Annotated in this window: 21 protein-coding genes; 13 read left to right on the plus strand and 8 right to left on the minus strand. The window is 64.4% G+C overall.

What is annotated here, in order from left to right:
- Positions 1–75 precede the first annotated feature (75 nt).
- The 10 genes from FJ977_RS25370 (at position 76) to FJ977_RS25415 (ending at position 10541) form a co-directional block, all read left to right on the plus strand.
- A complete protein-coding gene (locus tag FJ977_RS25370; RefSeq protein WP_140774909.1) occupies positions 76–1242 on the plus strand; it encodes an FAD-binding oxidoreductase in 1167 nt (388 codons plus the stop codon).
- Between the two features lie 11 nt (positions 1243–1253).
- A complete protein-coding gene (locus tag FJ977_RS25375) occupies positions 1254–3098 on the plus strand; it encodes a branched-chain amino acid ABC transporter ATP-binding protein/permease (RefSeq protein WP_246683333.1) in 1845 nt (614 codons plus the stop codon).
- 48 nt (positions 3099–3146) lie between these two features.
- Complete coding sequence (locus tag FJ977_RS25380; protein ID WP_140774911.1) at positions 3147–4313, plus strand: ABC transporter substrate-binding protein; 1167 nt, start codon at positions 3147–3149, stop codon at positions 4311–4313.
- A gap of 4 nt (positions 4314–4317) precedes the next feature.
- Positions 4318–5022, plus strand: coding sequence for an ABC transporter ATP-binding protein (locus tag FJ977_RS25385; protein ID WP_056565325.1), 705 nt, complete (start codon positions 4318–4320; stop codon positions 5020–5022).
- Between the two features lie 5 nt (positions 5023–5027).
- On the plus strand, positions 5028–5909 hold the full coding sequence (locus FJ977_RS25390; protein WP_140774912.1) for a branched-chain amino acid ABC transporter permease: 882 nt from the start codon (positions 5028–5030) through the stop codon (positions 5907–5909).
- Positions 5910–5913: 4 nt separating this feature from the next.
- Positions 5914–6543, plus strand: a complete 630-nt coding sequence (locus FJ977_RS25395; RefSeq protein WP_140774913.1) for an FMN-binding negative transcriptional regulator — start codon at positions 5914–5916, stop codon at positions 6541–6543.
- A 25-nt stretch (positions 6544–6568) separates the two neighbouring features.
- Positions 6569–7615, plus strand: a complete 1047-nt coding sequence (locus FJ977_RS25400) for an ornithine cyclodeaminase (protein ID WP_140774914.1) — start codon at positions 6569–6571, stop codon at positions 7613–7615.
- Between the two features lie 260 nt (positions 7616–7875).
- Positions 7876–8895, plus strand: coding sequence for an isopenicillin N synthase family oxygenase (locus tag FJ977_RS25405; RefSeq protein ID WP_140774915.1), 1020 nt, complete (start codon positions 7876–7878; stop codon positions 8893–8895).
- Positions 8896–9203: 308 nt separating this feature from the next.
- Positions 9204–9893, plus strand: a complete 690-nt coding sequence (locus FJ977_RS25410; RefSeq protein ID WP_140774916.1) for an SDR family NAD(P)-dependent oxidoreductase — start codon at positions 9204–9206, stop codon at positions 9891–9893.
- 396 nt (positions 9894–10289) lie between these two features.
- A complete protein-coding gene (locus FJ977_RS25415) occupies positions 10290–10541 on the plus strand; it encodes a DUF768 domain-containing protein (RefSeq protein ID WP_056565310.1) in 252 nt (83 codons plus the stop codon).
- A 54-nt stretch (positions 10542–10595) separates the two neighbouring features.
- Here FJ977_RS25415 and FJ977_RS25420 read toward each other — a convergent pair whose 3' ends face one another.
- The 3 genes from FJ977_RS25420 to FJ977_RS25430 all read right to left on the minus strand — a co-directional run bounded on the left by FJ977_RS25420 (position 10596) and on the right by FJ977_RS25430 (position 14335).
- Positions 10596–11732 (minus strand): P1 family peptidase, encoded by a 1137-nt coding sequence (locus FJ977_RS25420; protein WP_140774917.1) that lies wholly within the window; start codon positions 11730–11732, stop codon positions 10596–10598.
- A gap of 2 nt (positions 11733–11734) precedes the next feature.
- Positions 11735–13300, minus strand: a complete 1566-nt coding sequence (xseA, locus tag FJ977_RS25425; RefSeq protein ID WP_140774918.1) for an exodeoxyribonuclease VII large subunit — start codon at positions 13298–13300, stop codon at positions 11735–11737.
- A 78-nt stretch (positions 13301–13378) separates the two neighbouring features.
- Entirely contained in the window at positions 13379–14335 is a 957-nt protein-coding gene (locus FJ977_RS25430; RefSeq protein ID WP_056565299.1) for a LysR substrate-binding domain-containing protein, read from the minus strand.
- A gap of 234 nt (positions 14336–14569) precedes the next feature.
- Between FJ977_RS25430 and FJ977_RS25435 the strand changes: the two genes are divergently transcribed.
- Positions 14570–14860: a DUF1127 domain-containing protein gene (locus FJ977_RS25435; protein ID WP_056565295.1), complete on the plus strand. Its 291-nt coding sequence runs from the start codon at positions 14570–14572 to the stop codon at positions 14858–14860.
- Between the two features lie 216 nt (positions 14861–15076).
- On the opposite strand, the gene FJ977_RS25440 is transcribed toward FJ977_RS25435, so the two are convergent.
- The 4 genes from FJ977_RS25440 to FJ977_RS25455 all read right to left on the minus strand — a co-directional run bounded on the left by FJ977_RS25440 (position 15077) and on the right by FJ977_RS25455 (position 19098).
- Positions 15077–16072: a DUF937 domain-containing protein gene (locus FJ977_RS25440; RefSeq protein WP_140774919.1), complete on the minus strand. Its 996-nt coding sequence runs from the start codon at positions 16070–16072 to the stop codon at positions 15077–15079.
- 95 nt (positions 16073–16167) lie between these two features.
- Positions 16168–17541 (minus strand): glutamate--cysteine ligase, encoded by a 1374-nt coding sequence (locus FJ977_RS25445; RefSeq protein ID WP_140774920.1) that lies wholly within the window; start codon positions 17539–17541, stop codon positions 16168–16170.
- A gap of 143 nt (positions 17542–17684) precedes the next feature.
- A complete protein-coding gene (locus FJ977_RS25450; protein ID WP_140775220.1) occupies positions 17685–18419 on the minus strand; it encodes a 16S rRNA (uracil(1498)-N(3))-methyltransferase in 735 nt (244 codons plus the stop codon).
- 31 nt (positions 18420–18450) lie between these two features.
- Positions 18451–19098, minus strand: coding sequence for a hypothetical protein (locus tag FJ977_RS25455; protein ID WP_140774921.1), 648 nt, complete (start codon positions 19096–19098; stop codon positions 18451–18453).
- An 88-nt stretch (positions 19099–19186) separates the two neighbouring features.
- On the opposite strand from FJ977_RS25455, the gene FJ977_RS25460 reads away from it, so the two are divergent.
- A complete protein-coding gene (locus FJ977_RS25460) occupies positions 19187–19885 on the plus strand; it encodes a type 1 glutamine amidotransferase (RefSeq protein ID WP_140774922.1) in 699 nt (232 codons plus the stop codon).
- A 324-nt stretch (positions 19886–20209) separates the two neighbouring features.
- Positions 20210–20341, plus strand: coding sequence for a hypothetical protein (locus tag FJ977_RS36700; RefSeq protein ID WP_013893872.1), 132 nt, complete (start codon positions 20210–20212; stop codon positions 20339–20341).
- A 35-nt stretch (positions 20342–20376) separates the two neighbouring features.
- Here FJ977_RS36700 and FJ977_RS25470 read toward each other — a convergent pair whose 3' ends face one another.
- On the minus strand, positions 20377–21144 hold the full coding sequence (locus tag FJ977_RS25470; RefSeq protein WP_140774923.1) for a metallophosphoesterase family protein: 768 nt from the start codon (positions 21142–21144) through the stop codon (positions 20377–20379).
- Positions 21145–21150: the final 6 nt, after the last annotated feature.

Genomic DNA, 21150 nt, shown 5'->3' on the forward strand with positions numbered 1-21150 from the left:
TGAAGAGATGTTGACATAGTCGGGAGAGTAGCCTTACCTTGTCGGAAAGCAGCCAAGAGACTGTGGGGAACAGCCATGCGAAACGGAAGCGACGTCATCGTCGTTGGTGCTGGAATTGTTGGATCGAGCACCGCCTATCATCTGGCCAAGGCCGGTGCGAATGTCGTGCTGATCGAGCAGACCCATCCCGCCGGCGGTCCGTCAGGCAAGTCTTCGGCGCTGCTGCATGCCTTCTACCTGATGCCGGAATTGTCGCAGCTTTCCATCCGTGGCCGCGAGATCCTGGTGTCGCTGCCCGAGATCGCGGGCGAGGGGTCCTTCGTCACCGAGATCGGCATGATGTGGGTCTGCGGCAACGACAATGTGGCGGGCTGGAAGGCGGCGGCCGAACGCATTCGCGGCGAGGGCGCGCGGATCGAGACCTTGTCGCCGCAAGCCTTTGCGGATGCAGCGCCTGGTTTCGCGCTGGACAATGTCGCACTGGCGCTGTGGGAACCCGAATATGGCTATGCCGATGCCTTCGGCGCCACCAACGCCATCGCCCGCGCCGCCCGTGCCAATGGCGCTAAGATCCTGCAGAACACGCTTGTCGAAAACCTCCGACGGCAGGGAGACCGCATCACCGGTGTCACCTTGACCGATGGCACAGTGCTGGAGGCCGATACGGTCGTGCTGGCCGCCGGCCCTTGGACACGCCGCCTGCTGGCGACGGCCGGCCTCGATCTGCCGCTGCATGTCGAGCGCCATCCGATGGCCGTGCTCGACGCCGCCGGCAAGGCTAGGCATGTGATGCCGTTCGCCTGGTGCGATGACATTTCCTGCAACTACGCGCGGCCCGACAATGACGGCGTCATCCTGGCCGGCACCTGGGCGGGCGGCGGCACCGGCCTGCGTCACGAACACGCCGGCCGGCCGCGTTTCGTCGAGAACCCCGACACCTACATGGAAGGCGTCGAAGAATCCGAATCGGTCGAGATCCTGGAGACCTTTGCTGCCCGTGTGCCCGCAATGGCCGAGCTTGGCATCCGCCCCGGCTATGCCGGGCTCTACGATATGAGCCCCGACGACCTGCCGGTCATCGGCGCCATGCCCGGTGTCGAAGGTCTGGTCGTTTCGGCAGGGTCCTCAGGTCACGGTTTCAAGACCGGGCCAGCCGTCGGCGAGGCAATCGCCAAACTGGTCATCGAAGGCGCTCAGCCGATCCTGGCGCCGTTTTCGCCCAGCCGTTTCAAGGCCGCGTGATGGCGGCGGTGATGATGGGCGGGAGCAAGCCGCGCGGCTTCATGCCGGCCGCGTTTCGCAACGCCACGGCCGATGCCTTGTGCATGGTGGCGGTGCTGCTCTTGGTGGCGCTTGCCGCCTTCATCTTCGGCGGCGCCGCTATGCAGCGCGTCGTCACCTATGCCGCGATCATGCTGACGGCCGTGCTTGGGCTGCAGATTTTCTCCGGCAATAGCGGCATCGTCTCTTTCGGTCAGGCCGCCTTTGTAGGCCTTGGCGCCTACGCCACCGGTATTCTCACCATGCCGAGCGCACTGCAGCGCACGGCGCTGCGCGATCTGCCGGAATTCCTTGGCGGGTACCAACTTTCCTTCTTCGCGGCGCTGGCCGTCGTCCTGGTTCTAGCTGTTGTCATAGGTCTGCTGACCGGCACGCCCTTGCTTCGACTGACCGGATCGAGTGCCTCGATCGCCACGCTCGCCATGCTGATCATCGTCTACACGCTGCTGGTCGCCGGACGCGAGATCACCCGGGGCAGCCAGCCCTTCTACGGCGTGCCGCGAGAGGTCGGGTTGTGGACCGCCGCGGCGATCGCCTCGGTGACGCTGATCGCGGCGAGGCTGTTTCGCGAGACCTCCTTCGGTCTTGCCACCCGCGCCGCCGCCAATGACGAGCGAGGCGCCGCCGCTGTCGGCGTTGACCAGCGCACGGCGCGGCTCGCCGCCTGGGTGGCGGGCGTTGTCGCTGCCATGGCCGCCGGCGCCATGATGGCGCAGTTCCTGGGCGCGTTTTCGCCGCGCGACTTCTATTTCGATCTCGGCTTCACCATGCTCGCCATGCTGATCGTCGGCGGCATGACCTCCTCGCTCGGCGCCTTCGCCGGCGTCATCGTCACCATCGTGGTGATCGAGGTGGTGCGCCGCTTCGAGGGCGGCGGCGAGGTGCTCGGCCTGCATTTGCCTGTTCTCTTCGGCCTGACCCAGGGCGTGCTGGCCATCGCCATGATCCTGGTCATCTGGCGCCGGCCCACCGGCCTTTTCGGCGAGCGTGAGCTCAACCTTCTGCGCCGATCCGGGCGCCGGGCGGACATGGCTTCGGCCGCGCTGCCGCAGCAGGTTGCTGCTGACCGGCTGGTGGCCGATCATCTGTCGCGCCGCTATGCGGGCGTCGTCGCCGTCGATGACGTCAGCTTGAGCTTCGAGACCGACAGCATCACCGGCATCATCGGACCCAACGGCGCCGGCAAGACGACGCTGCTCAACATGCTGGCCGGCGATGTGCAACCCAGTGCGGGAACCGTGTCCGTCGGCGGCGTGGTGCGGCAGGCCTCGGCCTTTCGCTTTGCGCGGTCAGGCATTGCCCGCACCTTCCAGAACATCCGCATCTTTCCGCACATGACCGTGCTGGAAAACGTCGTCGTCGCCGCCCGCCAGGTCGAACCTGATCTCGGCCGCGCCGAGGCGGCCGCCATGCGCGAACTGTCCCGCATGGGTCTGGAGAAGTCAGCCGACCAGCCGGCGGCCCGGCTTGCCTATGGCCAGCGCCGTCGGCTGGAAGTGGCGCGCGCCCTGGCGCTGAAGCCGCGCTTCTTGCTGCTCGACGAACCGGCCGCCGGCATGAACGCCGTCGAGACCGCCGAACTCGTCTCCATCCTGTCGGCGGTGCGCGCCGAGCGCCGCATCGGCGTCGTGCTGATCGAGCATGACATGCGGCTGGTGATGAACCTTTGCGAGCGCATCGTCGTCATCGATCACGGCCGCGTCATCGCCGACGGCACGCCGGCCGATGTCCAGAACAACCCCGCCGTCATCGCCGCCTATCTCGGCAGCCGCACGGCGCGCGCCAAGACCGCAACACCTGAAAACCAGCCAGCATAGACCGCAACGACGACAGCCAACGATAACAAATCCAGAAGGAGAACCGACATGCCAAGCCTCTATCGCCTCCACCGCGCTGCCCTGTGCGCGGCGGTGTCCGGCATCGCCGCCATTTCGACGGCGAGTGCCGAGGAGATCATCATCGGTGCGGCGACCGCACAGACCGGCGGCCTTGCCCCCTACGACCAGCCGGCCCTTGCCGGCTTGCGCATGTCGCTTGACGAGCTCAACGCCAAGGGCGGGCTCGGCGGCAAATACACCGTCAAGCTGCTGATCAAGGACACGCGCTCCGACACCGCGCAGACCGCCACCGTCGCCCAGGAACTGATCGACGCCGGCGCCAAGATCATGATCACGCCCTGCGACGCCGATCCCTCGATTTCGGCCGGCCAGCTGACCCAGCCGCTCGGCATCCCGACTTTGACCTTGTGCGGCTCTGCCCCCGTGCTCACCGGCGCCGTCGGTGACGTGATGTTCGGCACCTATCCGGCCGACAATGTGCAGGCGACGGCGGTGGCCGATTTCGCCGTCTCCGAAGGCAAGAAGAAAGTGTTCCTGCTGACCTCGCCGGACTCCACCTACACCGCCAACCTGCCGGAATATTTCGGCAAGGTGTTCGAAAAGAAGGGCGGCGCCGTCGTCGGCCGCGGCACCTTCACAATGGGCCAGCCGGACTTTTCCGCCGAGATCACCAATATCAAAGGCTTGGCCGACAAGCCGGACCTGATCATGACGGCCGCCTATGAGCCGGATTTCCCGGCCTTCATCCAGCAATTGCGTGGCGCCGGCGTCACCATCCCGGTCTATGGCGCCGATGCCATCGGCACGCCGACCATCAAGGCCCTTGGCAAGCTGGTCGACGGCGTCGTCTATACCGCGGCCGGCTATGCCGAGCCGGGCAGCAAACTCGAGGCCTTCAACGCCGCCTTCACCAAATATGCCGGCCACGCGCCGGAATCGACCTATGAGGTCAATGGCTACGAGATCGGCCTGATCCTCGACCAGGCGGTCAAGACCGCCGGCTCCGACGATCCCAAGGCCATCCGCGACGCCATCGCTAACCTCAAGGATTTCGAGGGCATCACCGGCAAGATCACCTATGCCGGCACCGACCGCATGCCGCTCAGGCCCGTGGCGTTGATGCGCTACGATGGCGGCGAGGGCAAGCATGTCGAAACCCTGATCCCCGCCGCCGCCGACGTTCCCGCGCCGTGATGCCATGCTGAGCGTCGAAGCCCTGAAAATCCGGTACGGCGAAGTCGAGGCGGTGCGCCGTGTCGACCTCACCGTCGACAGCGGCGAGATCATCGCGCTGGTCGGCGCCAATGGCGCCGGCAAGAGCTCGACGCTTGGCGCCGTCGCCGGGTTGGTGCCGGCTGCGTCCGGCAAGGTGGTGTTCGACGGGGCCGACATTACCGGCCTGGCTCCGGAGGCCATCGCCCGCAAGGGGGTCGCGCTGGTTCCCGAAGGCCGCCGCATCTTCGCCAGCCTGACGGTGGCCGACAATCTGCGTCTCGGCGGCGCGGTGCATCAGCCCGCCGCCGAGGCGAGGGTGCGCGAGGAGGAGATGCTGGAGCTGTTTCCGATCCTGCGTCGCTATCATCGCGTCAAGGGCGGCAATCTGTCCGGCGGCGAGCAGCAGATGCTGGCCATCGCCCGCGCCTTGATGGGCAAACCGCGCATGATTCTGCTCGACGAGCCATCGCTCGGCCTTGCCCCGCAACTGATCGACACCGTTTTCGACCTGATTGCCGAACTGCGCCGCAAGGGCCTGACCATCCTTCTGGTCGAGCAGAATGTGGCACTGGCGCTGGAAATCGCCGACCGTGCCGTCGTGCTCGCCAATGGCGAGGTGGTGTTGTCGGGCACGGCAAAAGAACTCGCCTCTTCGGACCTCGTCCGCCAGGCCTATCTGGGAGCTTGAGAAGCATGGTCGCGCAGCAGATCATCAATGCGGTCAGCCTCGGCGGCGTCTATGCGCTGCTGGCACTCGGCCTGGCGATCGTCTTCTCCATCGTCGGCCTCATCAATTTCGCCCATGGCGAGCTGATGACGCTGTCGGGCTATGCGCTCCTGGCTTCGCTGGTGCTCGGCTTTCCCTTCCCGGTGGCCGTGCTTGTCGCCGTGTCCTGCGGCGCGCTCGCCGCTGTCGCCATGGAGCGTATCGCCTTCAGGCCGATGCGTGGCGCCAGCGTCACCAGTCTTCTGCTGACCAGTTTCGCCGTGTCCAGCCTTTTGAAAGTTGTTTTTCAGAACGGCATTTCGGCCCGGCCGCAGGCTGTCGCCATGCCCGGCTGGATGACCGGCGCCTTCTCCTTCGGTGATTTCACCATCGGCGTCGGTCCCAGCATCTCGATCGTCGTCTCGGCGCTGGCGCTGATTGCGCTGGAGGTCTTCCTGCGCCGCTCGGTGACCGGCACGGCGATGCGCGCGGCGGCGGAGGATTTCGACGTCGTGCGCCTGATGGGCATTCCGGCCAGCCGCATCATCGCCACCGCTTTCCTGCTCTCCGGCTTGCTGGCGGGGTTGGCGGCCATGCTGTGGGTGGCGCAGCGCGCCTCGGTCGATCCGCTGATGGGCTTCACGCCGGTGCTGAAAGCCTTCATCGCCGCCGTCGTCGGTGGGCTGGGCAGCCTGCCGGGTGCTGTCGCGGGCGGTTTCCTGCTCGGCATCATCGAGGTGCTGCTGCAGGCGACGCTGCCGGCGGCGATCGCGCCCTATCGCGACGCGATCGTGCTGTCGGGTGTCATCGCCGTGCTGCTGTTGCGGCCGCAAGGCCTGATCCCGGCGGTCCGGGTCCAGCGTAGCTGATCTGATGTACAGCAAGCCGGAATTCGCGCCGCTGTCGCGCGACGCCGTGTTCGGCCTGATCGAGGCGGCCGCCTTCGCCACGGTGGTGACAGCAGGGCCGCAAGGGCTCGTCGTCTCGCATCTGCCGTTCGTGCTCGACCGTACGCGGGGCGCAAACGGAACGCTGGTCTCGCATCTCGCCAGGGCCAATCCGCACAGCGAGCTGATTGCGCAGGGCAGGGAGACGGTTGGCGTTTTCCACGGGCCGCATGGCTACATCTCGTCCTCCTGGTATCCGCGCAACCCGGTGCGCGACAGCGCGCCGACCTGGAACTTTGCGGTGGTTCATTGCCACGGCCATCCGGTGCCACTCGACGAGCACGCCACTGCCCGGCATCTGCTGCAACTGGTCGACGTGCTGGAAAAGGGTCGCGACGACCGCTGGCGCATGCGCGAACTCGGTCCCGGCGGCATGGAACGGCGCATACCTCACATCATCGGCTTCGACCTGCCGATCGAGCGGCTCGAAGCCAAGTTCAAGATGGGGCAGGATGAGCGCCTTTACGATACGGGTGGCGCCATCAGCGCGCTGGAGGAGAAAGACCCGGCGCTTGCCGCGATGATGAAGGCGCACAACGCGCATCGCAAGGACTGACCGGAACGCCGGCAAGGAAAACAAAATGATCCCCAATCTCAACATCGTGCCGTTCGTCAGCGTCGACCACATGATGAAGCTGGTGCTGAAGATCGGCGTCGAACGTTTCCTCGTCGAACTTGCCGGCTATATCGAGGATGATTTCCGCCGCTGGGACCTGTTCGACAAGACGCCGCGTGTCGCCTCGCACAGCGCCGAGGGCGTCATCGAACTGATGCCGACCAGTGACGGCGAGGTCTATGGCTTCAAATACGTCAATGGCCACCCCAAGAACATGCGCGAGGGCCGCCAGACGGTCACCGCCTTCGGCATGCTGGCCGATGTCCACAACGGCTATCCGGTGCTCTTGTCGGAAATGACCATCCTGACCGCGCTGCGCACGGCGGCGATGTCGGCGCTTGCGGCAAAGCATCTGGCGCCAGTCGGCTCCCGCAGCATGGCGCTGATCGGCAACGGCGCCCAGGCCGAATTCCAGGCGCTGGCCTTCAAGGCACTGCTCGGCATCGACACATTGCGCCTCTACGATATCGACCGTTCGGCGACCGAGAAATGCATCCGCAATCTGGCCGGTCTCGGCTTCGACATGACCGCCTGCACGACCGCGCAGGAGGCGGTCGAGGGCGCCGACATCATCACCACCGTCACCGCCGACAAGCAGTATGCCACCATTCTCACCGACAACATGGTCGGCTCCGGCGTCCACATCAACGCGGTCGGCGGCGACTGCCCGGGCAAGACAGAACTGCACCGCGACATCCTGTTGCGCTCCGACATCTTCGTCGAATATCCCCCGCAGACCCGTATCGAAGGCGAGATCCAGCAACTCGCACCGGATCATGAGGTCACTGAACTGTGGCAGGTCATATCAGGCGCCGTGCAAGGAAGGCGCGATGCCGGCCAGATCACGCTGTTCGATTCCGTCGGCTTCGCCATCGAGGATTTTTCGGCGCTGCGCTATGTCAGGGATCAGCTGAAGTCGACCGGCCTCTACCAGGAACTCGACATGCTGGCAGACCCCGATGAGCCGCGCGACCTGTTCGGCATGCTGTTGAGGGCGGCCCGGCAGGATTGAGGGAGATTGGGCGCGCCCAGCGTCTGCCTGTCCCGGCATGATCGCGATCTTCATCAGCTCGCGCGTCCGAATGGAAAAATTGTTCGTCGCGGCCGCGACGAAGGGCCGATCGTTTCTTTCCCGGCAATTCGAAGTCGATGAGACTTGCGCGCGTTGATGGCGGCTATGGTCGCGCAAAAGTGCCTGCATGTTCAATCGGCCGTGTTCTGCGGATGGAGGTTTCAAGCAACATCCGCAAAGCACTGGGAAAGGAGCCTGATATGCCTAGAATAGTGCCTGTGCTCGATTTGAGCCGTCTTGAGCAAGGCGCGTCGGAACGCCGGACATTTCTGGCGGACTTGCGCTCCGCTTCGCGCGACATCGGCTTTTTCTACCTGGCTGGACATGGCATCTCCTGGGCGGAGATCAGCGAGGTACTCACTGCATCGCGTCACTTCTTTGCCTTGCCGGAAGCCGACAAGCTTGCAATCGAGATGGTCAAGTCCTCTCAGTTTCGCGGCTATACGCGCGCGGGCGGTGAACTGACCAAGGGCAAGGAGGACTGGCGCGAGCAGCTCGACATCGGCGTTGAACGCCCGGCAATCGCGCAAGGGCCGGGGGTTCCCGCCTGGACGCGGCTGCAGGGACCGAACCAGTGGCCCGCGGCGCTGCCGGACCTCAAGCCGGCGCTGCTTGCCTGGCAGAGCAAGGTGACGGCCGTGGCGATCCGGTTGCTCAAAGCCTTCGCGCTGTCGCTCGATCAGCCCGAGGACGCCTTCGACCCGATCTATCGCGGGGAGCCCAACCATCGCATGAAGATCGTGCGCTACCCCGGCCGCGATGCAACCGTCGGCGACCAGGGCGTGGGCGCGCACAAGGATGGCGGTTTCCTGACGCTGCTGCTCCAGGATGACAACAAGGGGCTGCAAGTCGACTATGACGGCGCCTGGGTCGATGTCGATCCCATTCCCGGCACACTCGTCGTCAATATCGGCGAATTGCTCGAACTGGCCTCCAACGGCTATTTGCGCGCGACAGTGCATCGGGTCGTGACGCCACCCGCCGGCGTTGAACGCATTTCGGTGCCGTTCTTCTTCAGCGCAAGGCTCGATGCGACGATACCGTTGCTTGGCCTTTCCGAGGAATTGGCGGCGCAGGCGCGTGGACCGGCCAGCGATCCGGACAATCCGCTGTTTCGCGATGTCGGGACCAATGTGCTGAAAAGCCGGCTGCGCTCGCATCCCGACGTCGCGCGGCGCCACTACGCGGATCTGCTTGAAGGGGAAAGCCGGGTTGGTTGAGCTTCCTGAAGAAGAAGGGACAGAATTTTCGCTATTCTGACCAATCTTTAGAAAATCATCCGTCGTATCTGTCCGAGAATCGGTTCAAAAGAGAAAAATCCGTTCGGTGTTTTCCTCCCATTTCACTGAGCGGTGTTCCCCTCTGAAGGTTATGACCTTCTTTTTGGCCGGGCCGCTTTCGCGCCCGGCCATTTTTCTGGAGCAATTCCACGTGCCTCGGCGTTGCCGCCGCCGCGCTGATCCGGCAAGCTTCAACACCGTTCATTCGCCAGCCATCGACCGCAATCCGTGCAAGGAGGAAAGGTCTCATGACATCCAATGTCGCCGTCATCGCCGGTGCGGGCTCCGGCTTGAGCGCCTCGCTGGCGCGCCTCCTTGCCAAGGAAGGGTTCAGCGTCGTTCTGGCCGCCCGAAACATTGAGAAACTCGGCGCATTGCAGGCTGAGACAGGCGCGCAGGCCGTGGCAACGGATGTCTCCGATCCCGCGTCGGTGGAGCGTCTGTTCGATGTCGCCGACAAGGCGGGTCCGCTCTCGCTTGTGGTTTTCAACGCCAGCGGACGCGCTCGCGGGCCGATAGCCGAGCTCGATCCCGAGGCGGTCCGGCAGGCTTTGCTGGTTGGGGCCTATGGCGGGTTCCTGGTCGGCCAGCAGGCGGCACGCCGGCTGGTGGCTCTAGGTTCGGGCTCGATCCTCTTCACCGGCGCGACAGCAAGCGTGAAGGGCTTCGCCGGCTCCGCCGGCTTTGCGATGCCCAAATTCGGCTTGCGCGGACTGGCCCAGTCCATGGCCCGTGAACTGGCGCCGAAGAACATCCACGTCGCGCATTTCATCATCGATGGCGCCATCGCCTCGGCCGCGTCCGGACAGGAGTCCGGGCCGCCGGATCGCCGGCTGTCTCCGGACGCCATCGCCGAGGCCTATCTCTCCATCCATCGCCAGCACCGCAGCGCCTGGACCTGGGAAATGGAGCTGAGGCCCTGGGTCGAAACCTTTTGATGGGTGCGCGGGGGTGCGACTTTGGTGCAACCTGTGGGCACGGTTGGGAGGAGTCGACATTGGATGAGGATATCACTATATACCGGCGGCCTCGTTGGCTGGTGCCTTGAGGCGCAACGTAAAAGGCGGCTGTAGCGACAGCCATTGAGATTAAAAAACGGACTGAAAGCCGTAAAAGGTAGAAGCAATTGCTCGGAGCGGGCCAGATCCCGCCAACGGTACAGTCCTTCAGAATCAGAAAATGTTCTTCACCCCTCGATTTCCTTCGGCTCTGTGGACCCTGCACGGCATTGACTTGCCGGCTGGCCGCGACTCGGCTGGAATGGGAGCATGCATCCTTTGCGGGATGCCGACGTTTATGATTACCAACCGGCTTTGCCGCCAGGGAACAGCAGTATGAGTGAACACGCCATCGAGTTCTTGCGGGGATGGATCGGCGAAAAGGTCCATTGCCAGTCCCAGGCCAGGATCGACAAGCAGGCCGAGACATTGGCCAGGGAATGCGCCGCCAAGGCGGCCGAGGTCGGCATCCCGCTGGAGGACATCCAGGAAGAAGTCGGCGATATCCAGGAACTCATTGCTTCCCGGCTCGAGGAAGCGGCCGAGGCCGACGAGCACCAGCAGGCCTCCAGCAAGGCTGCGGAATAGATTTTAAGGGCCATTCTGTCTGAATGCGCGGGCCCGTCGGCCCGCGTTTTCGTCTCAGCCGAACTTTTCTTTCAGCCCGAATTTTTCTTTCAACCAGGCCTTCGGCAGCGCCGGCACGAAATTGCCGTCGCGCCCGTTCATATCGTCATTGGCGACCAGGGCGTTGAGGATCGATTCCTCGACGGTCTGGATCACCGCATCGAAGAACGGATCGATGTCCGTATCGGGAATGAAATCGGCATTGGCGATTCGGCCCGACGGGGCCAATGCGGCGGCAGGGTTGGCTGTCGAGAAGGCGAGAAAGATATCGCCCGAGCTGTGATAGCCGAAGCCGCCGGTCATGGCGACGCCGAGCGGCACACGGCGAGCCAGCCGCTTCATCTGGTGCGGCAGGAATGGCGCATCGGTGGCGACAACGGCGATGATCGAACCCTTTTCGGCGCGGGGCGTGCCTTCGCGGATCGCCGGTTCCGTGAGTTCCGGCCCGGCACGCAGGCCGCGAAGGGTAAAATTGTGGCGCTGGCCGAAATTCGACTGCACGAAGGCACCGACCGTATAGGAATGTCCCTGCCATCCAACGATGCGCGACGCCGTGCCCGACCCGGCCTTGAAGCCGAAGGTGATCATGCCTGTGCCGCCGCCGACGCTGCCTTCTTCGACCGGCCCGCCGGTTGCGCCGTCAAGGGCTTCGGTCACGTGCTCAAAGGTCAGATGGTGGCCGTTTATGTCGTTGAGAAACCCGTCATAGGTCTCCGCCGCCACCGGCAGGCCCCAGCCGCTGTCGAGCGCGGCCGGCAGCACTTGATGCATCCAGCGCAGCGTGCCGTCGCGCGAAACACCGCAGGAATGCGTGTTGGTGATGGTGATCGGGAAGTTGAAGGCACCGGTTTCCTCGACGATGTACGAGCCGGTCAGTTCGCCATTGCCGTTCTGGCTGAAGATACCGGCGAAGACCGGCGTGGCCAGATCGGCGCGCGGCCTGGGCAGGATCGCGGTGACACCGGTGCGCACTGGCCCCTTGCCGACGACGAGCGCACCGTCCCCGGAAATCAACGTCGCATAGCCGACAGCGACGCCGGACACATCGGTGATTGCGTTGAACGGCCCGGGCGTTCCGTCGAAGCCTATGCCGAAGCTCCGCGCGCGCGGCTTGCCGCTGGGCGTGGCCAGATGGTGCGGATTTCCGGTCATGGTCAGAACAGCGATCCCTGATTGCCGGGTTCTTTCGCCTTGGCCGCTGGCTTGGCAGCCGGCTTCGGCCGCGCCGCACCGCTGGTTGCCACCGCATCCGCCGTGCCGTCGGCGAACTCCAGCGAAAGCGCCATCCCCGATGTCACGTCGGCGGCCTGCTTGATGACCGCGCCATCGGCATCCTTCACCAGCGCGAAGCCGCGCGCCAGCACGGCCTTGTGCGACAGCGTGGTCAGCAGGCGCTCTGCCGGGCTCAACTGGCCGCGCAGCCGCTCGAGCCGCAGCGAGATGACACGATCCTGCCTCCTTGCGAGCGCTGCCAGTGCATCGGCCTGCTGCTTCTGCCTTCGTGCGATCGGTGCCGGCGACAGCCGCGTCGCGGTGCGCGCAAAGCGCGCGCGCCGTTCGCGCACGATTGCAAAGAACGCCGCCTGCGCGCGGGCGAGGTCACGGCCGGTCAGCGTGCGCGCCTCGTTGATGCGCCGCGACAGTGTGGCCGGCGTCAGCCTTTGGCCCTGGAGACGCGCCCGCTTGCGATCGACGCTGACGGACAGGCCGCGGCCGAGCCGGCTCGTCGCCTCATCGAGGCGCCGGCGCGGCAGCGCCAGCAATTGATCAGGCGAGGGCAGCGCACGCGCCGCCGCGCGCGCGGCCTGCCGCTTGCGTTCGAAATTGCGTGAGATGGCCGCCTTGAGCCGCGCGCCAAGGCTGGCAAGCGTCGCTTCGAGGTCGGCCTTCACCGGCACGGCGATTTCGGCCGCGCCCGTTGGTGTCGGCGCCCGCACATCCGCGACGAGGTCGATCAGTGTCCAGTCGGTTTCATGGCCGACCGCCGAGATCACCGGAATTCCGGAGGCGGCAACGGCGCGGGCGAGCGCTTCGTCGTTGAACCCCCACAGATCCTCCAGGCTGCCGCCTCCGCGCGCGACGATCAAGAGATCGGGACGTTGGATTGGGCCATCCCAGGCCAGTGCATTGAAGCCGGCGACGGCATTGGTCACTTCCACGCCTGATGTCTCGCCCTGCACGCGCACCGGCCAGACCAGCACATGCAGCGGAAAGCGGTCCTTGATGCGGTGGATGATGTCGCGGATGACGGACCCGGTCGGCGAGGTGACGACGCCGATGACGCGCGGCATGAAGGGCAGCCGGCGCTTGCGGCCGGCGTCGAAAAGCCCCTCCGCCTGCAGCCGGCGCTTGCGTTCCTCCAGCAGCGCCATCAGCGCCCCGGCGCCGGCCGGCTCCAGATTGTCGATGACGATCTGGTAGTTGGACTTGCCGGGATAGGTGGTGAGCTTGCCGGTGGCGATCACCTCCATCCCTTCCTCGGGACGGAATTTCAGCCGGCTCATCGTGCCTTTCCACACCACCGCGTCGAGCCGGGCGCGGTCGTCCTTCAGCGCGAAATAGGCATGGCCGGAGGAGTGCGGGCCCCGATAGCCGGAGATTTCGCCGCGCACCCGCACATTGCCGAAGACGTCCTCCACCGTACGCTTCAGCGCGCCGGAGATCTCGCTCACCGTGTATTCGGTGGCGTTGGTGCGTGATTCGGATGCTGCTTCGCTCATCGGCCGATTGGGGGTTGGTTGGCGCCCCACGTCAAGGCGCCCGTATCCGTTCGCGCGCTCAAGGCGCCCGATTTTTCCCTACCAGCCGGGCAGGATCTGGTTCGGTCTCGTTCGCTTCATCTTGGCAAAGGCGAGTGCGGCGAAGTCGAATGTTCCCGTCTCCTCGCCAAGCGGCACCGAGATGTTGTCCAGGCTCTCCGAGATGTGGCGGGCAAGCGCATCGACGATCTCGGGCCGCGAGGTCTGGCCGCGCATGATGCCGATGCGGCAGTCGGGCAGGGCGCCGAAACCGTCGGCCTCGCCCAGCACCCGCATGCCGGGCCTGAGCGCGCATTCCGGCAGCACCGAGATCGCCAGCCCCGAAAGCACGGCGGCGGTGATGACAGTCGCCGAGAAACTGGTGAACAGGATGCGATAGTCGCGGTTCTGCTGGTCCAGCACATCGACGGCGGCGCGCCGCCAGATGCAGTTCGGCCGGCCAAAGGCCATCGGCAGCGTTACCTGTTCATGTGTCGCATGGTTGGCCGAGGTGACCCAAAGCAGCGGTTCGCGCCGCACCACTTCCGACTGGCCGCGCACATCGTTGTGCGTCACCAGCGCCAGGTCGAGATTGCCGCGCTTGATATGTTCGACCAGTCCCGGCGTCGGCTCGCAGATGACAGTCAGTTCGACGCGCGGATTGGAGCGCGTGAAGCGCGCCATGATCTCCGGCAGGAAACGGTCGGCGTAATCGTCCGGCGTGCCGATGCGGATCGTGCCTTCGAGCCGCTGGTCATCGAAGGCGGCCAGCGTTTCGCGGTTGAGGTAGAGCAGCCGTCTTGCATAGGAGAGCAGCTTGTCGCCTTCCTCCGTCAGCCTGTTGCTGCGCCCCTCCTTCTCGAACAGCGGCTTGCCGATCCGCTCTTCCAGCCGGCGCATCTGCATCGACACCGCCGACTGGGTGCGGTGCACCTCTTCGGCTGCTCGCGTGAAGCTGCCGGTATCGGCGATCGAGATGAAGGTTTGCAACTGATCGAGATCGAGCGGCGCTTTCATCGGTCTAATCCATCATTGATGTTGATGCTAAAGATTAGAAACATTCGTTGGATTAATCAATCGGCCGATGGCAAATTGGTATCGTCCACATCAACCCAATGCATGTCACCCAAAAGTGGACACCGGTTTTGGGGCAGCGACATGCATCTTTGAAAGTGAATAGAAGCCGGAACGGCCGCTGTCGCCAGCGCCGACTGCTTGGCTTTGTCCGTTCGAAGCTTGAAGGAGGCCGACATGACCACGATCGATTTCGCTACCGAGACCTCGCGCATCACCTCGCGTCCGGCCGTTGCGATGCGCGTGGCCAATACCGTCTTCAATTTCTACCGCGCCTGGAAAAACCGCCGCGCCTTCTACCGTCTTGGCGAGATGTCGGACGCCGAGCTCGCCGATATCGGCCTGACGCGCGCCGACCTGCATGTCGCCATCGACGTGCCGTTTGGCCGCGACCCGACGGCGATGCTGCGTGAAATCGCCAGCGATCGCGTGGAGACGATCGAGGATCTTGCCCGCAAGGTGGCCTGATCGGTTGAGTTTCGGCCGCGTTGAACCTTTTCAGGGCTCAGCGCGACCAAAGGTTCTGCAGGCTTCCCACTCCCTGCCGGTTCCCCGCCGGCCTGCCTGCAAGTTGCCCGGTCCTCCCAAGGACCGGGCTTTTCTTTGCCTCTGCTTCGTCATCCTTGGGCGTAGCGACGCGTCGCTTTGCTCCTTGCTTCGCCCCAGGATGACGATCGAGAAATCCTACCTGCGATCCATGTCGCGCTTGAACTGATCGAAGATCGTTTCCACGCCCTTCTGATAGTCATCGCGCTGCTGGGCGCCGGTCTCGAACATCTTGCCGAACAAATCGTCGAACGGGTTCCTCGGCCTGCCGCTCGGGTTGGCCTGCGGTTGCGGCGCCTGGCGCTGCTGCGGCGCCTGAGGCTGAGGCGCCGGCTGCCCGCCGCCCAATCCGCCGCCGCCCTGCCGCAGCATTTCCTCGAAGATCTTTCCCAGCGGATTGTCATCATAGGGGCTCTGCGTCTGCTGTGGCTGCTGTCGGGCTTGTGGTTGCGGCGCGCCGCCACCAAACATGTCCTGCAGCACCTTGCCGAGCGGATTTTCACCATAAGGGTTGGGCGCTTGCTGCGGCTGGCTTTGCCCGCCGAACATGTCCTGCAAGACCTTGCCGAGCGGGTTGTCCATCGGGTTCTGGGGCGGCGGAGCCTGACGCTGTTGTGGCGCCGGGGCCTGCATGCCGCCCTGCCGCATCATCTGCTCGATGATCTCGCCGAGCGGATTGTTGCCGCCGCCGAAGCCTCCCGCGGACTGCATCTGATTTGTCGTCTGCTTGAACAGGCCGCCCATCACCATCGAGGCGATCGCGGGCAGCATCTGCTGCAGGACCTGCTGGCTGACGCCGCTCGCTTGCGCCGCCTGGCTGGCCACGGCGCGTGACAGGTCCTTGGACCCGAACAGATGTCCGAGAATGCCGTTGCCTTCATCGACGCCTTGCGGCGAGAACGCTCGGGTCGCGTCTTCGAAATATTTGGCGTGCTGGCCGCTTGCCATGGCCGTCATGAAGGCGCCGAGACCGTAGGGATCGGCGGTGTTGCGTTGCAACCCCTGCGAAAAGGCCGGCAGCAGTGCTGCGACCGCCGCCTGTGTCTGTTGCATCGAAAGCCCATATTGCTGGGCAAGCGCCTGCATGCCGTTGCCGTTCTGGGCCTGGGTCAGCATGTCGAACAAGGTAGGCATCGGCTTCTCCTCCTGAATTCCTTGGAAGAGAGCCTAATTCGTTTCAACACTCGATTGAAGCGGCTTTTGCCGCTCCTTAACGCGAACGCGCGCGGTTAATAGGCGTATTCCATGAACACCGGCTCGATCGAGCCGCCCCAGCGCGTGTGGTAGGCCGAAAGCATCTCCTCGGCGCTGGTCGTGCCGCGCGCAACCACTTCGTCCAAAGTGTTGAGGAACGAGGTTTCGTCGTAGCCGTCACGGTTCTTCTTGCCGCGGTTCTTCAGCCCTGTACGCGAGATTGCCAGCACATCGCGCGCCATTTCGCGCAGCGTGGCGTTGCGGAAGGGCGCGGAAATGCCCAGCTCCGGCACCGCGTTGCGCATGGCCAGCACTTCCTTGTAGGTCCAGCTCGAGGTCAATGCCTCGGCCGCGTCGAGCGCCGCCTCGTCATAGAGCAGGCCGACCCAGAATGCCGGCAGCGCGCAGATGCGCCGCCACGGGCCGCCATCGGCGCCGCGCATCTCGAGGAAACGCTTCAGCCTGACGTCAGGGAACAGCGTCGACAGGTGGTTCGCCCAGTCGCCCATCGTCGGCAGCCCGTCCGGCACTTCGTTGCGCGCGGCGCCGGCCATGAACTGGCGGAAGGTGATGTGCGTCATGTCGTGATAATGGCCGTCGCGGATGACGAAATACATCGGCACGTCGAGCGCCCATTCGACATAGTCGGCGAAACCGAACTCGGACGAGAAGCAGAATTCGAGCAGGCCGGAGCGCTGGTTGTCGGTGTCGCGCCAGATGTCGCCGCGCCAACTCTGCAGTCCGTTCGGCCGGCTCTCGGTGAAGGGCGAGTTGGCGAACAGCGCCGTCGACAGCGGCTGCAGCTTCAGCGAGACCTGCATCTTGCGGCGCATGTCGGCTTCGCTCTCGAAGTCGAGGTTAACCTGGATCGTACAGGTGCGGTACATCATGTCGAGGCCCTTGGTGCCGACCTTGGGCATGTAGCGCGTCATGATTTCATAACGCGACTTCGGCATTTTCGGCGTCTCGGCCAGCGACCATTTCGGGCTGCCGCCGAGGCCGAGGAAGCGGATGCCCATCGGTTCGGCGATCTCGCGCACCTGCGCCAGATGCGCATTGCCTTCGCGGCAGGTCTGATGGATGGTCTCCAGCGGCGCGCCGGAAAGCTCGAACTGGCCGCCGGGCTCGAGCGAGATCGCGCCCTGGCCTGTCGGCTCGACCAGGCCGATGATGCGGCCGTCGTCGATGATCGGGTCCCAGCCCAGCTTTTCTTGCATGCCTTCCAGGATGGCGCGGATGCCGCGCTCGCCGCCATAGGGCACTGGCGCGTTGCCATCGACATAGAAGGGGAATTTCTCGTGCTCGGTGCCGATGCGCCACTTGTCGCGCGGTTTGTTGCCTTCGGCCAAGTGCTCGACGAGTTCGTCGATGTCTTCGATCGGCCGGAAATCGGTTGTGTCGCGCGCCATGGTTCAGCCCTCAGAGGCGGTCGAGCGACCGCCGGCGGTAAATGGACGAAATGTCAGCAGCCGATCAAGCGAAAAATCCTGAGCCACAGGTCAAGAGGAATTGAAGGCCCCGATCCAGCCGGCCTCTTGCAAGAAAAGAGGTCTTACCAGTCTCCGACAGTTGCCTGCATCACCGCAAGTGCCGCTACAGCCGCCGTGTCGGCGCGCAGGATGCGCGGGCCGAGCGGAATGGCGGTCACGAAGGGCAGAGCGCGCAGCATCTTGCGCTCCTCATCGGAAAAGCCGCCTTCCGGCCCGACCAGTAGCGCAAGCTTCTTCTCCTTTACCGCCTGCAAGGCAGGCAGCGGATTGTTGGTCGACGCGTCCTCGTCGCAGAAGACCAGCCGTCTTTCCTTGTCCCAGCCGGTCAGCAGGCGTTCGAACTTTTCCGCCTCGCGAACCTCCGGCACCGCCAGGACGCCGCATTGTTCGGCGGCCTCGACGACATTGGCGCGCAGCCGGTCGATGGACGGCTTGGCGACTTGCGTATGCTGGGTGATGACCGGCTGCAGGATGCCCGCGCCCATCTCGACCGCCTTCTGCACGAGATAGTCGAGCCGCCCCTGCTTCAGCGGTGCGAAACAGTAGATGAGGTCGGGCAGTGGCGGCTGCGGCCGCTGCAATGCCAGCACCCTGAGCTTGACCGCTTTCTTCGACTTCGCCGCGATGGCCGCCGACCACTCGCCATCGCGGCCATTGAAGACCAGGATCTCGGCGCCTTCGCCAAGCCGGAGCACATGCATCAGATAATGGCTTTGCTGCTGACCGGCGTCGAATTCGGCATCCGCCCCGAGGTCGTCGGGCACGAACAGGCGTTGCATCTTGTAGTTGGCGCGCATCGCCGAGGAATGAGCGAGCTGGTCGCCTGCGTCAAGTCTCGGCCGATGCATGCCAAACAGGTTGAAAGCCATGTCGCAGAACATTGAGCGTTGTCGCTGGCGTGAGCAGCAAAAGCATCTTTTCGCCGAGTGAGCCGAAATCGGCGGGTGGGCCATAACCGGCGAACGACCAGCGCAGTGCCTGGCCGCCGCGCAGGGCATAGGCTGAACCGCCGTCCGCAACCATGGCGCCGTCCGGCAGGCCGCCAAGGTCTTCAACGACAGCCACAGGCGGCTTGCCCCCCGAAGCCAGCCGCTCCTTGTGCAGACGTTTGTCGACCTGCGGGGCGCGCGGCTCGGCAATGCCGAAGGCTTCACCGAAGCGCTGGACAAATTCCTTGGCCCGTTCGCGCTGGCAGAAGAAGCAGGGGCGGTGTCCCGCCGCCAGGGCCGTAACCTCGTCCAGGAAGAAAAGCTCGGTCCAGCCGGCCTTGCCGCCGGGCCTGTTGCGGCCCATCGGCTCGCGCCGCACATTGCGGAACTGGCACACGCAGATGATCCAGGCCTGAAGCGCCCAGCGTTTCTTCAACAGAGTCTTGGTTTCGGGATCATGGATGATGCCGCGATTGCCGGTGAACAGGCCGCGCTCGGGCGCGGCGTGGATGGCGCCGAACGGATCGACCCGGTTCTGCAGTGGCATAGTTCTCTCCTGGGATACGCATCTTGGCTGCTGTGCGGGCGGCATGATATCGCTCGTCGCATCATTTTCATGTCAGCAGGATTTTGCGATGCGGGTGCTGGTGGTCCAGAACTACGACAATACCGGCCTCGGCCAGGTTGGTGCCGCACTCGCGGAAGCGGGTGCCGATCTCGATGTGCGCCTCCCCTACAAGGGCGACCCGCTGCCGCAGGATGCGGCCGGGCACGATGCCATGGTGGTGCTCGGCGGCGGCCAGAATGCGTTGGCCGACGACGAGTATCCCTATTTCCCGGCGTTGCTCGAACTGACCCGCGATTTTGCCGGCAAGGACCGCGCCGTGCTCGGCATCTGCCTTGGCAGCCAGCTCGTCGCCCGCGCCTTCGGTGGCGAGAACCGCATCGGCGCCGCCAACGAATTCGGCTGGCGCGGCGTGTCGCTGACGCGGGATGCCAGGGCCGATCCGGTGCTGGCTGAACTGCCGGAAAAATTCCCGATCTTCCAGTGGCACGACGACACATTCGAACTGCCGCAAAACGCCGTACGTCTCGCCGGCAATGATGTCGCCGAAAACCAGGCGTTCCGTGTCGGCCGCGCCGTCTATGGCTTCCAGTTCCATTTCGAGGCCGATCGGCCGATGGTGAAGGACTGGTGCACCTCCTTCGCCCCCACCATTGCCGCGCGCCATCCCGATTGGGCCGGCAAGCTCGATGGCGAAATGGCCCGCAACGGACCCGACGCCGATGCCGCCGGGCTGGCCATCGCCCGCGCCTGGGTGGCGACCATCTGAGACACCCGCTCGCCAGGGCGAATTTCGAAACAGTCTCTGAGCACCCATTCCTGCGCGTGACATAATTGGCACGCGGCCGTGAAACCGGCTGGGGAAAACCTCTTTCATTCTTGGCTTGTGTCCGCCCGCCATTCTAGAAGGCGCGCGCTCTGCATCTGAAGTGCAACCGCGATGAACCTTTTGTGTGACCCGTGCGACACACCGTCGATACAGAACGCGCCTAGAAGCGCGAAATCGTCGAAACTTTGAAGCGAATTCTCCGTTTCAACGCATTGGTAACCGCCTGGTGCACAGATGCAGAAAGCTCAACAAGAGATGACCTCCGTGAAAGCAGCGCTTCTGTCCTTTGCCATGTTGTCCGCCATCGTGCTTTGCGGTCTCGGCATCTATGCCGCCGATGCCGCCAACAACCACAACGCCGTAGACGGCTACGGCGTTACCGCCTCGCTTCGCTAAAGCCGGCTCGCTGGCGACGCTTCCTGCGGCGCGGCTCAAGCTTCTTTTATTGTCATTTCCAGGATGCGTTTGTCCGCTCCGTCCACGACGAGCGCGGTAAGCATGCCTGATTGCCAGGCAAGCGTGTCGACGTTGACGCGGTTGGCCATCACTTCGGCCTCGGGGACGGGTGTGTGGCCATGCACCACGATCTTCGGGAAAAGGCCGGTGTAATCGTGGAAAATGTCGCGGATCCAGATCAGGTCCTGCGGGCTCTGCTTGTCCAGCGCAATGCCCGGCCTGATGCCGGCGTGGCAGAAGAAGAAGTCGCCTGATGTCGCCGAGAACGGCAGCGACCGCAGGAAATCGACATGGCTTTGCGGCACGGCTTCGAGCAATGCCTGATGTCCGCGTCTCATCGTCTCCGTCTTGCCGAACCAACTGGCGTCCGCGGTGAGGGAGACCCCGTAGGACAGCGCCGTCTGGACGCCGCCATAGCGCATGAAGAGCCCTTCCGGTTCAGGGTTGCCCAGAAAATCGAGAAAGCCGATGTCGTGGTTGCCGGCCAGCATCAGGTTGCGCGGATCGCGTTTTCGGGCTTCGATCAGAAAATCGATGACGCCCTTGGACTCCGGCCCACGGTCGACATAGTCGCCGAGATGGATCACCCGCCAGTCGCGAGCCGGTTTCCACTCCAGCTCGCTCTCGATCCGCTGGTGCATGGCGGCCAGCAGGTCAAGCCGGCCATGCACATCGCCGATCGCGTAAAGGCGCACATCGTCCGGCCCATGCGCGTCGAGAAAATGGATGCCGGGTTCCGCCAAGGCCTC

This window comes from Mesorhizobium sp. B2-1-3A, assembly GCF_006442655.1.
Lineage (GTDB): Bacteria > Pseudomonadota > Alphaproteobacteria > Rhizobiales > Rhizobiaceae > Mesorhizobium.

Bases quoted from the DNA above. Each gene is read 5' to 3' on its own strand.
- FJ977_RS25370 (WP_140774909.1), top strand. From the start codon at position 76: ATGCGAAACGGAAGCGACGTCATCGTCGTTGGTGCTGGAATTGTTGGA.
- FJ977_RS25375 (WP_246683333.1), top strand. From the start codon at position 1,254: ATGATGGGCGGGAGCAAGCCGCGCGGCTTCATGCCGGCCGCGTTTCGC.
- FJ977_RS25380 (WP_140774911.1), top strand. From the start codon at position 3,147: ATGCCAAGCCTCTATCGCCTCCACCGCGCTGCCCTGTGCGCGGCGGTG.
- FJ977_RS25385 (WP_056565325.1), top strand. From the start codon at position 4,318: ATGCTGAGCGTCGAAGCCCTGAAAATCCGGTACGGCGAAGTCGAGGCG.
- FJ977_RS25390 (WP_140774912.1), top strand. From the start codon at position 5,028: ATGGTCGCGCAGCAGATCATCAATGCGGTCAGCCTCGGCGGCGTCTAT.
- FJ977_RS25395 (WP_140774913.1), top strand. From the start codon at position 5,914: ATGTACAGCAAGCCGGAATTCGCGCCGCTGTCGCGCGACGCCGTGTTC.
- FJ977_RS25400 (WP_140774914.1), top strand. From the start codon at position 6,569: ATGATCCCCAATCTCAACATCGTGCCGTTCGTCAGCGTCGACCACATG.
- FJ977_RS25405 (WP_140774915.1), top strand. From the start codon at position 7,876: ATGCCTAGAATAGTGCCTGTGCTCGATTTGAGCCGTCTTGAGCAAGGC.
- FJ977_RS25410 (WP_140774916.1), top strand. From the start codon at position 9,204: ATGACATCCAATGTCGCCGTCATCGCCGGTGCGGGCTCCGGCTTGAGC.
- FJ977_RS25415 (WP_056565310.1), top strand. From the start codon at position 10,290: ATGAGTGAACACGCCATCGAGTTCTTGCGGGGATGGATCGGCGAAAAG.
- FJ977_RS25420 (WP_140774917.1), bottom strand. From the start codon at position 11,732: ATGACCGGAAATCCGCACCATCTGGCCACGCCCAGCGGCAAGCCGCGC.
- xseA (WP_140774918.1), bottom strand. From the start codon at position 13,300: ATGAGCGAAGCAGCATCCGAATCACGCACCAACGCCACCGAATACACG.
- FJ977_RS25430 (WP_056565299.1), bottom strand. From the start codon at position 14,335: ATGAAAGCGCCGCTCGATCTCGATCAGTTGCAAACCTTCATCTCGATC.
- FJ977_RS25435 (WP_056565295.1), top strand. From the start codon at position 14,570: ATGACCACGATCGATTTCGCTACCGAGACCTCGCGCATCACCTCGCGT.
- FJ977_RS25440 (WP_140774919.1), bottom strand. From the start codon at position 16,072: ATGCCTACCTTGTTCGACATGCTGACCCAGGCCCAGAACGGCAACGGC.
- FJ977_RS25445 (WP_140774920.1), bottom strand. From the start codon at position 17,541: ATGGCGCGCGACACAACCGATTTCCGGCCGATCGAAGACATCGACGAA.
- FJ977_RS25450 (WP_140775220.1), bottom strand. From the start codon at position 18,419: ATGCGCGCCAACTACAAGATGCAACGCCTGTTCGTGCCCGACGACCTC.
- FJ977_RS25455 (WP_140774921.1), bottom strand. From the start codon at position 19,098: ATGCCACTGCAGAACCGGGTCGATCCGTTCGGCGCCATCCACGCCGCG.
- FJ977_RS25460 (WP_140774922.1), top strand. From the start codon at position 19,187: ATGCGGGTGCTGGTGGTCCAGAACTACGACAATACCGGCCTCGGCCAG.